At 66.0% G+C, this 7018-nt stretch carries 6 protein-coding genes and 2 pseudogenes; 5 read left to right on the forward strand and 3 right to left on the reverse strand.

The features are described 5' to 3' along the window. A pseudogene (locus E1182_RS27950) lies at positions 1–118 on the forward strand (IS5/IS1182 family transposase); the annotation flags it as partial. On the opposite strand, the pseudogene E1182_RS27955 reads toward E1182_RS27950, so the two are convergent. After that, a pseudogene (locus E1182_RS27955) lies at positions 106–1061 on the reverse strand (transposase family protein). The pseudogenes E1182_RS27950 and E1182_RS27955 overlap by 13 nt on opposite strands. Positions 1062–1234: 173 nt before the next feature. Here E1182_RS27955 and E1182_RS31790 point away from each other — a divergent pair. Together E1182_RS31790 and E1182_RS27965 are read left to right on the forward strand one after the other, a co-directional pair. Beyond that, entirely contained in the window at positions 1235–1765 is a 531-nt protein-coding gene (locus E1182_RS31790; RefSeq protein ID WP_207921544.1) for a hypothetical protein, read from the forward strand. Positions 1766–2313: 548 nt separating this feature from the next. Further along, positions 2314–2592 carry a hypothetical protein gene (locus E1182_RS27965; protein ID WP_132270732.1) on the forward strand — a complete coding sequence of 93 codons (279 nt, stop codon included), beginning with the start codon at positions 2314–2316 and terminating at the stop codon, positions 2590–2592. 127 nt (positions 2593–2719) lie between these two features. Here E1182_RS27965 and E1182_RS31350 read toward each other — a convergent pair whose 3' ends face one another. Beyond that, positions 2720–2893 carry a hypothetical protein gene (locus tag E1182_RS31350; protein ID WP_165942741.1) on the reverse strand — a complete coding sequence of 58 codons (174 nt, stop codon included), beginning with the start codon at positions 2891–2893 and terminating at the stop codon, positions 2720–2722. A gap of 714 nt (positions 2894–3607) precedes the next feature. On the opposite strand from E1182_RS31350, the gene E1182_RS27975 reads away from it, so the two are divergent. Both E1182_RS27975 and E1182_RS27985 read left to right on the forward strand, forming a co-directional pair. After that, positions 3608–4333, forward strand: coding sequence for a hypothetical protein (locus tag E1182_RS27975; RefSeq protein WP_132270733.1), 726 nt, complete (start codon positions 3608–3610; stop codon positions 4331–4333). A 551-nt stretch (positions 4334–4884) separates the two neighbouring features. After that, on the forward strand, positions 4885–5274 hold the full coding sequence (locus E1182_RS27985; protein WP_207921545.1) for an endonuclease/exonuclease/phosphatase family protein: 390 nt from the start codon (positions 4885–4887) through the stop codon (positions 5272–5274). A 46-nt stretch (positions 5275–5320) separates the two neighbouring features. Here the strand turns inward: E1182_RS27985 and E1182_RS27990 are convergent, their stop codons facing one another. Beyond that, positions 5321–6571 carry a hypothetical protein gene (locus tag E1182_RS27990; RefSeq protein ID WP_132270734.1) on the reverse strand — a complete coding sequence of 417 codons (1251 nt, stop codon included), beginning with the start codon at positions 6569–6571 and terminating at the stop codon, positions 5321–5323. Between the last annotated feature and the right edge of the window lie 447 nt (positions 6572–7018).

Here is a 7018-nt window from a genome sequence, read left to right on the forward strand (position 1 = left end):
CACCCTCAAGACCTGGAAGATCCTGACCAAGCTGCGCTGCTGCCCACGGCGAGCGACCCCGATCGTGCAGGCCATCCTCGTTCTGCACAACGTCGAAGCCAACCGCTACGCAGGATGAAAAGGGCTCATTTGTCGTTTGATGAGTTTGGTTTTGGTGTTGACGCCTTCGGTGCCGCCGTTGTGGAAGGGGTGGGTCAGGGCGGCGTTGACGGCGTTGCGGTCAAGGCCGAGGCCGCGGGTGAATGTGTGCAGGTGGGGCAGGTCGGTGGTCTTGACCTCGGCGATCCAGGTGGTGAGACGGTCGTTGTTGCCGGCTGTGGGTGTGAGGAGCGCGGCGAACGAGCTGATGAAGCCGGCCAGCGCGCTCATCTGTGGACATGCGGCGGTGAGAGCGTCGACGAGCGTGCGCTGATGTTCTTTGAGCTGGTCGGGTGGGGTCAGGAGATAGCGGGTAAGGCGCCTGGGCGATAGGGCTGGGCGGTCGGCTTCGACGCGGCCTTGGGTGATGTAGCGGTAGAGCAGGTTGAGGCTGCCGGTGTAGCCCAGTTCTCTGATCTCGGCGAGGAGTTGCGTGGCTCCGACGGCGGGGTCTTGTTGGCGGCGGCAGCGTAGGTGGTCGCGGTAGGGGTCAACGAGGGTGGGCCGGTACTGCGGTGCCCGGATGAGGCGTTCGGGCTCATGATGCGGGCGTAGCGTTTGATGGTTGTTGAGGCCGAGGTTGAGGCGGCGGGCGCATCCAGCAGGCTAATGCCCTTGTCGATCAGCCGGGGTGTGCGGCGCTGGTAACGCTCCAGAACTCCCGGAAGCTGTTCGCGGAACGTCTGACGGCAGCCCCGCGTCGGGCATACCAGACGGCGTACACGTACCCGGAGCACCACCGGCCGGGCATCGACCGGCACGTCCGCGAGGGTCCGCTGGTGATACCCGTGCACCCGGTCCGTCACGACCGCGCAGCCCGGACAGGCCACCGGCCCTTCAGGAGTCCGAGCCCGCACCAGGATCCGTTCGCCTTCGTTCGTGACGTCGTCGATCACCAGCGGCAGCAGCCCCGAGAACACCATCTTCGTAAGATCACCGATCTTGCACACATGACCTCAACGACATCGACTACCTTCGGTCACCACCGAATGTGAGACAGAGCCGACATCGACACACTCCCCACGGTCGCACGTCAATGAAACAAGTAGGCGATGAGAGTGCGCGTGCGGCGATGGATCTCGGTAGGGTCCTCGACGTGGACGCGAACGAGATCACGCCGCATCTGTTTCCCAATCGTTTCGCGGATGCGGTTGGACCCAGCGCGGGCGGTCCTGCCCGCGACCATTGCCGCTGTGTCGGTCATTCGTTCGCGACCCGGCCGACGAGCGTCGTCTTCCACGCGGACCGTCAGGACACCGAGGCGGCAGGCTGGCGGCATCTGCTGGCGCTGATCGACGAGGCCGCAGCGGATGGGCGGACGGTGTTCAAGCCGTTCGTGGAGCTGAGTGCTCCCGAGCGGCGGCAGATCGTCACGTTACCGGCGACGATCGCGAAGCTGACCGCCGTCAAACATCTGGTGCTCTACGGCACGAATCTGGTTCGTATTCCGGCCGAGATTGGCGCAATGACCAGCCTTGAGGTCTTCGAGCCGTACACCTCTCACCGGCTGCATTGGTACCCGTACGAGCTGACCCGATGCACGAAGCTAGCCGACAGCACGGTGAGCACCGCGTCCTCTACGGCAACTTCAAGTTCCGTCCGCCGTTTCCGAGGCTGCGGGCGGTGACCCGTGCGGCAGAGGCAGACTTCGCCGCGCTCGACCCAGGCGTGTGGGGCTGCGACGCGGTGCAAACCTGCAGCGTCTGCGATGGGCCGGTTGACGGTGAGCTTCGCCAGGTTTGGATCTCTGGCCTGGTCGCCACCGACGTGCTTCCGTTGCTGGTGAACGCATGTTCCGCGGCCTGCGCGGCGGCACTGCCGCAGCCGCACCCTGGCTACCTCCCGACGCCGCACACCGGCGGCCCGGACATCGTCCAGCCGGCCGCCAGGCGATGAGGCGGCAACCACGAGACCACCCGCAACTGCTGGGTGACCGCGCACTCGGTCTTGCCGGGTAGCCTGGGTTCCATGGCTACCGGGATGCGGAGGACGTTGTCCACAGCGGTCGTCGCTGCCGCGTTCGTTGCCCTCACGGCGTGTTCGGCGGACTCTTCGGATGGGTCCGGCTCCGAGTCATCCGCGTCCGACAACACACCGACTCCCACCCAGGCAACCACACCGTCGCCTTCACCGACCGGGCCGTGCGCTGACGGGACGTGCCAGATCAAGGTCGCCGTGGGCGACGTCGTGGCCGTGCCGGAAAGGTATGGCCTCGGGCCGATCGAGGTTACGGCAATCACCGGCGCCGCGGTCGAGATGGTCGCGCCGCTGACCGGGTCGGGCTACAGCGTTTCGGGCTGTTCCGGTGGCGGCGGCGTGTCGTCGCAGGGCGGCGGCGGTGTCGGGATGAGCTGCAAGGTGGGAACCGTCGCGACCATCAACGACGTCATGAGCTTGGAGGTCGTCGAGATCGGCGACACCACCGCCGTCCTGCGTATCGAACCCGCCGGGTGACGTAATCGAGTGCGCGGATTTGCCGCTGGTGGTGCGTTCCTCAGGGACGCCCAATCACATCAGCCTTACTGACGAGGCGCGACGCACAGAACGCCGTCGTCGGGCGGAACGGCAGTTCATCTGCGGACTACCATGGCCACTCTTTGACAACATCAGCTACCCCCTCGCCCGGCCAGACCACGAACACCTGGTCCGCCGAATCGTCGAAGACGAACTGGGACGCGAATCCTTCGACGCCAGCATCCGCGCGATCGCCGGCCTCCTGTCCGAGCACCAACACACCGACCGCATCGAGCACCACCCGGCGAACCAGGGCCCTACCCGCTGCACCCAAAGTTCGATGAGACGGTGCTGCTCCTTCTACCGTCAACCGTGCACGCGGTCGTTAGGTCCTCGGGGAACACCAACCCCGACAACGCGAGGCACTGGCCGATGACCGAGGGGCATCGCCGAGACCGGCCCCGGCGGCCGTTTGGCCGGCGACTGGTACGTCCTGAAGTTCCTCCTCGACGACAACCCGGTCCTCTCCGAGTGGGTCAAGGTCAGATACCGGAGGCAGTACACCGGCCTGTACTAGCGGCGCCACATCCTCGGCGAGTGGTGTGTGGCCGAGGCACGGTCTACGGGTGCAATGAAATCTCGAGCAGGGCGCATGGCCCGCGCAGTTCGCGCGACCTTCGTCACGGGCACTGGCCGGATCGTCAGGAACGAATCATGTGGGTAGCCCACTTGGATGGTTTCCGTGGAAGGGCGTGAAATGAGACCAGGGGTGTGTCCTAGATATCTTCGTAAGTGGTGATCGCCGCAAGGAGCGCGAAGCCTCTAGAGTAGAGTCGAAAGGGCCTCAACTGTCATGTGGAGCATTAACAGCATCAGTACTCTCGACGAGCCAGGAAGGATCTGGGGTGGTCTAGGCGCCAACGCCGGCCCCCAACAGCTGGGCGCCCAACTTGGCGGCGTAGGCGCCAGCTACGTGGTCTCCTGCGGTGACGCCGGGTCGCTGACATTGGTCCAGGTGAACCGAAAAAATCGCTATGACATCGTGCAGGTCAACGGCCCCACACAGATCCAGTTCGAGGTGATAGGTTCGATCGACATCAAGGTTCTCGACGAAACCAACATGCAGATCACCCCGGACAGTCAGAACCCGATTTCGTACAAGCTGCTCAACCAGGCCATTGACGTCGGCCAGATCGTGCAGGTTGTCCTGTCGATCGTGAGCGCGAGTCCCACCTTGCAGCAGCAATGGGACAACAACGCGATGGACCTGCTCAGTGCCGCCGGGCTTCCGGAATCCGCTCTGGAAAACCTGGGTGTGACCGTGTCCAGCGCGCCCAGCGGGGGCGACCAGCTCACCACCTGGCTACAGAGCATCAAATTCTCGGAGGTCGCGGAGTTCACTGAGGACGCGCGAGCGACCTGGCTGAGCTGTGCCCTCTGCAAGGGCCTCATCTGTGGCGGCGCCGCGGCCGCCTTCGTCCTCGTCGCCGCCGCCTGCATCGCCACCGGCGGCGTCAGCGCCCCCGCCGTCACAGCCGTCGCCGGCTTCACCATCGTCGAGGCGATCGCGGCGTTGACAACGCTCTCGGCCACCGTTGTCGCCCAGGCGGCTGTCGCCGCATTCTTCGCCGCGGGCGCGGCCGGTTTCGTCGGTGCGGTACTGGATGCTATCTGCCAGGCAAATGGCTCCTGCCAAACCAGCATCATCGCCCCACCCAAACTCGCCGTCCGTACCGCCTAGCAGAGTGACTTGCCGGGGTGAGGTCCACCTTCCATCACCGGTCGAAGCCGCTGCGCGTCGGTCGGTCCAGCGAGCGTGCACCGGCGCCTTGTATCGGGGATGGGCCACATCAGGAGCGTGGACATTTCAAACGAGGATGTGGGACACCAAGTGGATCCAAGCGGGCGGCCAGGCGTCGCCCGCGAAGGCGCGGGCCTTCTCAGTGAGGGCCTGCGCCGAGCCACCGCCGCCCTCTTGACCGGAGGAAACCGGCATCCCGCAGGGAGTCCTCGACCACACGTGGTGGTCACGCAGCAACTTACGACCTCGTGCACGGTTGACGGTAGAAGGAGCAGCACCGTCTCATCGAACTTTGGGTGCAGCGGGTAGGGCCCTGGTTCGCCGGGTGGTGTGCTCGATGCGGTCGGTGTGTTGGTGCTCGGACAGGAGGTTGGCGATCGGGCGGATGCTGGCGTCGAAGGATTCGCGTCGGCCGTGGTAGCGGCCCAGGATTCGCCAGTTCTTCAGGTGCCCGATGGCGTGCTCGACGCGGATGCGTGGGGAGGAGTGTCGTGAATACCGTTGACCGGGCCGACGGCCGGTCGGTGTGGGTCGTGCAGGTACATGGGCTACGCGACCCGGCGGGCAAGGGTGATACCCCGGCACGGCGTCGGCAGGCCGGGCGGCTCGCGGAACTGGTACGCCGGATACGCGATCCTCGCGACCTGGTGGTGGTCTGCGGGGGCTTCAACCTGCTGCCCGACAGCGAAACGTTCGGCGTGCTGGCCGAACTCGGTCTCACCGACCTGGTCGGCACGGCTGACACCCGGTCGTCGCACTACCGTAGGCCGGTGCGACACGCGAGCTACCTACTGGTCTCCGACGTCGCCGCCGTCAAACGGTTCGAGATCCTGGCCGAGCCAGAGGTCTCCGACCACCGTGCACTGATTCTCGACATCTAACCAGAGTCGGCACCAGTCACAGCCCGGTTCTCGGCCCATCCGGGAGCTACTGCTGGGACAAGCCCTGGCCGGGCGGCTCATCGGCAGGAGCATCCACAGCGGGCGGACCTCCTCGCCGGCCGCGCCTACGCCGCCGCGTTCCGGGCGGGCTGACCCGGGCCAGATAGTTGTCACGGACCAGCAGGCTCAGGGAGATGCTGCGCGACAACGGGTCGTAGAAGGCGGTCCGGTACTTCGGGTCTGTCGAGGTCGATGCCGCGAAATACACCATGGACAGCATGGCGAGAAAAGCAGCGGTCCGGACCAGCTCCCATGACGCGAACACCTCGATACCGAGAACCTGCGCCACCTGTGGCACACGACCGGTCCAGGTCTCGATGATGTCTGTGCCGATCGCCGCCATGCCGAAGATCACGAAGAACACGAACACGACCAGCGAGAACAACACCGCCTGGAAGGTCTGGGCCAACGCCAGCTTGGCGACGATGTTGACCCGCTCGCGGCGGGACACAGGCCGGCGCGGCGGGTGTGCGTCCCCGTTCGGCAAGACCCCAGGCGGCCGATCCGCCTCGTGGGCGAGGGCGGCAATCGCCTCGCGCGGATAGTCCGAGGCGACGATCTCCTTCATCTCGCTGAAGGAGATCGTCGCCGAAAAGCCGGCCACCGCGCAGGTCAGCACGGCCGCCATGGCCCAGAACCGTGACCCGTCGAGTGCGGACACGACCTGCCATACCTCGGCAGCCAGGAAGCCGAATACGGACAGCAGGACAAACAGGGGCAGCGCACGCCCGGTCATCTCTCGCAGCGCCGTTGTCTGCCGCAGCCCTTCGCGCACCGACCAGGCAAGAAGCGACCCGACGCCCAGGTAGTTCAAAAGGACCAGCACGGCAGTGGCAGCGATGTTGCCGGCAACACCGCTGACGAAGTCGTTGCCCATCAGGGAGTTCAGATACGGCGCGAGCACGACGGCAACCGCGGTCGCCACGACCGCGGTAACGAACGGCAGCGTTCGGGACGTGGTGGAATCGATCCGCCGAGCCGCCCATCGGGCCGCCAGCAACGGTAGGACCAGGAGCGCCACCAGGACAAGGAGCTGCAGGGGGCGCAACGGCTGCTCCGCCTGCGGCCCGCCCTGCTGCAGTGCGTCCAGGGCGGTGGACAGAAGCTCCCAGGTCGAGATCAGCAGCAGGGGCGGCAGTACGCGAGCGGCTGTCAGTGGTCGGACACCGACAGTGAAACTGGGCAGCCCCCGACGATCGAACCATCGCTCGAAGGCGCGCCGCTGTCGGTCGCCCACGATCGTCTACCTCCCACACGTCGATCGCAGCCGTACCGGGCCACTGACGTACACCGCGCTTTGTCACGCGCTGATCAACGGATCCCGATTACGCACCGACGGCGCGCATCGGCGGGCCCGTCCACGACGTGCGATACGTCCTCGACCAGCCCACCGGAGTGTACGCAGGGGCGGGACGGGGCTTCATTCGCCCAGGAGCCTGCCCGAACACTCCTCGCGCAGCTACTACTCGTAACGCGGATTCGTGACGTACTCCGGGAACAGTTCGGAGGCAGGCCCGGCTCGTCATGGGATTCATCAACGGCGCGCTGGTTGGTCGGCTCCAGGCCAGGCCAGGCCGGTCCGGAACGTCGGCGGTCAGCGGCGGGCGGAAGTCCTCCGCCGAGTGCTGGACTGCCACGTCCGGGTGGTGGTTGGTGGTCAGGGAGAGGGGGATCGCTGGTGGGG

The organism is Micromonospora sp. KC721 (assembly GCF_004348355.1).
GTDB lineage: Bacteria > Actinomycetota > Actinomycetes > Mycobacteriales > Micromonosporaceae > Micromonospora.